Source organism: Paraglaciecola mesophila KMM 241, from assembly GCF_000315015.1.
Lineage (GTDB): Bacteria > Pseudomonadota > Gammaproteobacteria > Enterobacterales > Alteromonadaceae > Paraglaciecola > Paraglaciecola mesophila.
The window spans coordinates 1-3,408 of record NZ_BAEP01000084.1; the positions used below are offsets into that span (position 1 = coordinate 1).

A 3,408-nucleotide genomic window follows, 5' to 3' on the forward strand; every position below is an offset into this window, starting at 1 on the left:
ACATGAAAATACTCGTTACCGGTGGAGCCGGCTTTATCGGCAGTGCTGTCGTCAGGCATCTATTAGCCAACACGCAAGACAGTGTTATTAATGTTGATGTATTAACGTACGCAGGAAACACAGAGTCCATTCCACAAGCGTTACAAAGCGACAGATATCGTTTTGAGCAGGTGGATATTTGTGATGCAGCAGACATTAAACGTGTATTCAATGCACACCAACCTGATGCGGTAATGCATTTGGCAGCCGAGTCACACGTAGACCGTTCTATTGACGGGCCGGGTGCATTTATTCAAACCAATGTGGTTGGCACTTATACGCTATTAGAAGCTGCCCGTGCATATTGGCAAGATTTACCAGAGGAGCGCAAAGCCCAGTTCATTTTTCATCATATTTCTACCGATGAAGTCTATGGAGACTTACCTCACCCGGACGAAGTCCCTGAGGGAGCTGAGTTGCCTTTATTTACTGAAAATACCCCTTATGCGCCAAGCTCTCCTTATTCAGCAAGTAAAGCCAGTTCAGATCATTTAGTCAGAAGTTGGCAACGCACTTATGGTTTACCGACGGTTGTCACCAATTGCTCTAATAATTATGGCCCTTATCATTTTCCGGAGAAGTTAGTGCCGCATGTCATTTTAAATGCGTTGGCCGGTAAGCCTTTGCCGGTGTATGGAGATGGCAGTCAAATTCGCGATTGGTTGTTTGTTGAAGACCACGCACGTGCATTATGCCTAGTGGTTAAGTCTGGGAGAGTAGGAGAGACGTTTACTATAGGCGGCCACAATGAAAAGCGTAATATAGATGTGGTGCGCACAATTTGTGCATTGCTTGATGAATTAGCCCCACAGCAAAGAGCAGCTGATATTTCAGCCTATGCAGATCTTATTACTTTTGTGAAAGACCGACCAGGGCACGATGCTCGATATGCCATCGATGCTAGTCATATCCAAAAAGAGTTAGGTTGGAAACCAGAAGAAGACTTCGTATCAGGTATGCGAAAAACTGTGCAATGGTATCTTTCCAATGAATCATGGTGGCAGCGAGTGTTATCAGGGAAGTATAAACTAGGCCGTTTAGGCGAAGGAGAATAACCATGGGCAATCACATTCCTAAATATAAAGGTATCATTTTGGCTGGGGGCTCAGGCTCTCGCCTGCATCCGATTACGCAGGGGACATCAAAGCAGTTATTGCCTATCTATGACAAGCCAATGATTTATTATCCGCTGTCTGTATTAATGCTCGCAGGTATTCGTGAAGTAATGATCATCACCACCCCCGAAGATAAAGCTAACTTTCAGCGATTATTAGGAGATGGCAGTCGCTATGGCGTTGAAATCGAATATGCAGTGCAGCCGAGTCCAGATGGCCTCGCCCAAGCATTTATTATTGCAGAGGATTTTATCGGCGATGCGAATGTCAGTTTAGTATTGGGAGATAACATATTTTATGGCCAGCATTTCTCCGATAAACTGAAAGACGCCACCCAGGTAACAAAAGGTGCCACAGTATTTGGTTATCACGTTACAGACCCGGAGCGCTTTGGTGTGGTTGAATTTGATAAAGAGAAAAAAGCGATCAGCATTGAAGAGAAGCCCTTAGCGCCAAAATCACAATATGCGGTAACAGGTTTATATTTTTATGATAATGATGTCATCGAAATCGCAAAAAATATCAAACCGTCTGTGCGTGGTGAATTGGAAATCACCGATGTGAATTTAGCGTACCTTGAAAGAGGGGATTTACACGTGTCCTTATTGGGTCGTGGTTTCGCTTGGCTTGATACCGGTACTCACGACTCGCTCCTTGACGCTGGGCAGTTCGTACAAACTGTTGAGCACCGCCAAGGCTTAAAAGTGGCTTGTTTAGAAGAAATTGCTTATCGCAATAAATGGATAGACAAAGCGAAGCTGACTGAACAGGGCAACAGTTTGGCCAAAACAGGTTATGGCCAATATTTACTCAAAGTCGCTAATGGTTACGAATAATCCCAATTAATTTTCTGAGTTTATTAGATGCAAATTACCCAAACACCACTCAATGACGTTCTTATATTCGAGCCAAAAGTATTTGGCGATGAGCGAGGTTTCTTTATGGAAACATTCCGCGCTGACTTATTTACCGAAACCACAGGTGTTAAAGCATTGGTGCAAGATAATCACAGTAAGTCCCGCCAAGGAATATTACGCGGCTTACATTACCAGTTAGAGCACACCCAAGGTAAGTTAGTTCGTGTTACCCAAGGCAGTGTATATGATGTGGTCGTAGATTTACGCCAATCCTCTTCCACCTTTGGTCAATCATATGGCCTTGAATTGTCAGCGCAAAATAATAAACAGCTGTGGGTTCCAGAGGGCTTCGCCCACGGTTTTTATGTCACCAGTGCAACAGCTGAGTTTGTATATAAATGCAGTGATTACTATCACCCGCAATCTGAAGTGTCTATTTTATGGAATGATCCTGCCCTTGGCATCCAGTGGCCGTTAGTGAACGGTGAGGCGCCAGCATTATCGGAAAAAGACCAAGTGGGTTGTTTATTCAACGAAGCCCCAAAATTTGATTAGCAGCGCACTCATATGCATTTAATACAAATCTAGATATGGAAATATTGTGAAAGTACTTATCACTGGAAAAAATGGTCAATTAGGGTGGGAGCTTTGTAACCGTGTTCCCGAATCGGATATTGAAGTGTTCGCTTTTGATAGCGCAGAGCTTGATATAACTGATGCGAAGAAGGTTGCTGAAGTTTTTGCATCTATACAGCCTGACGTGGTTATTAATTGCGCAGCTTATACCGCAGTGGATAAAGCGGAGTCAGATAAAGCCACCGCCTTCTTAGTGAATGAAGAAGGTGCTAAGAATATTGCTAACGCCTGTATAAAAGTCGGTGCAAGGTTGTTACACATTTCAACTGATTTTGTATTTGATGGGACTAAGTGTTCACCTTATATCGTAACCGATAGACCTAACCCGCTTGGAGTGTATGGCGCGTCGAAATTAGCAGGTGAGGTGGCCGTTCAAAGCATGCAGCCTGAAGCAATTATTGTGCGAACGGCCTGGGTATATTCTAGCCATGGTAATAACTTCGTTAAAACTATGCTGCGCTTAATGAAAGAGAAACCACAGCTAGGTATTGTCTCAGACCAAATCGGTACACCCACTTACGCTGCTGGGCTAGCCGATTGGCTTTGGACGGTGGTCAATAAGCCTGATATCAAAGGGATATACCATTGGACCGATGCAGGCGTGGCAAGTTGGTATGATTTTGCTATCGCGATCCAAGAGCTAGGACTCGAAAAAGGATTATTGCATAAAGCGATCCCAGTGCTGCCAATTTATGCAGCTCAGTACCCGACACCGGCTAAGCGACCCGCATTTTCTGTTATCGACAAAACCGCGGCAGAAC

General features: G+C 44.2%; 4 protein-coding genes. All 4 read left to right on the forward strand.

Annotated features, from left to right (window positions below; all coding sequences use genetic code 11):
* The first annotated feature begins 2 nt into the window (after positions 1–2).
* Complete coding sequence (gene rfbB, locus GMES_RS20790) at positions 3–1,094, forward strand: dTDP-glucose 4,6-dehydratase (protein WP_006994789.1); 1,092 nt, start codon at positions 3–5, stop codon at positions 1,092–1,094.
* A gap of 2 nt (positions 1,095–1,096) precedes the next feature.
* A complete protein-coding gene (gene rfbA / locus GMES_RS20795; RefSeq protein ID WP_006994790.1) occupies positions 1,097–1,990 on the forward strand; it encodes a glucose-1-phosphate thymidylyltransferase RfbA in 894 nt (297 codons plus the stop codon).
* Positions 1,991–2,017: 27 nt separating this feature from the next.
* Positions 2,018–2,566, forward strand: a complete 549-nt coding sequence (gene rfbC / locus GMES_RS20800) for a dTDP-4-dehydrorhamnose 3,5-epimerase (protein ID WP_006994791.1) — start codon at positions 2,018–2,020, stop codon at positions 2,564–2,566.
* A gap of 46 nt (positions 2,567–2,612) precedes the next feature.
* Positions 2,613–3,408 (forward strand): dTDP-4-dehydrorhamnose reductase (gene rfbD, locus GMES_RS20805; protein ID WP_039987956.1); only part of this gene is annotated, 796 nt, incomplete at its 3' end.